The 413-nt window shown below is 63.2% G+C and carries 1 pseudogene; it reads left to right on the top strand.

From position 1 onward, the window contains the following. Window positions 1-7: 7 nt before the first annotated feature. Window positions 8-413, top strand: a pseudogene (locus tag EOD15_RS35465) (transporter); the annotation flags it as partial.

The following is a 413-nucleotide window of genomic DNA, read 5'->3' as shown; positions in this document are numbered from 1 at the left end:
GTCCAGGGTGGGCGGCATCGTGGCGTTGAAGGAATACCCGGCAGCTACCGCGCCGGGTTTCATCAACAAGCTGCTGTCGTTGCCCTTCGAGTTCGTGCTGACGCAATCGTTCCGGTTCATCCCGAAGCAGTCGGCGATCCGGCTGCTGACGACGCAGCAGAACAAGATGGTCCAGTCCGGCGAGGTTGCAGAATCGTTGGTTGTGCAGCTGAGCGACGCGCTGGATGATCTTTCGGCAGGGCGGTTCGCCATGGGCGAGCACCACCTGTCGCTGACCATTTTCGGCGCCAGCGTGAAGGAGCTGAGCGAGAACATCGCCGAAGCACGGTCGAACCTGTCCGATTCCGGCGCCGTCGCGGTGCGTGAGGATTGGGGCGTGGAAGCGGCGTTTTGGGCGCAGCTGCCGGCCAACT

It is taken from the genome of Mesorhizobium sp. M7A.T.Ca.US.000.02.2.1, assembly GCF_003996995.1.
Taxonomy (GTDB): domain Bacteria; phylum Pseudomonadota; class Alphaproteobacteria; order Rhizobiales; family Rhizobiaceae; genus Mesorhizobium.
The sequence above is the reverse complement of the archived record's forward strand: the minus strand, read 5'-3'. Positions and strand labels throughout refer to the sequence as shown.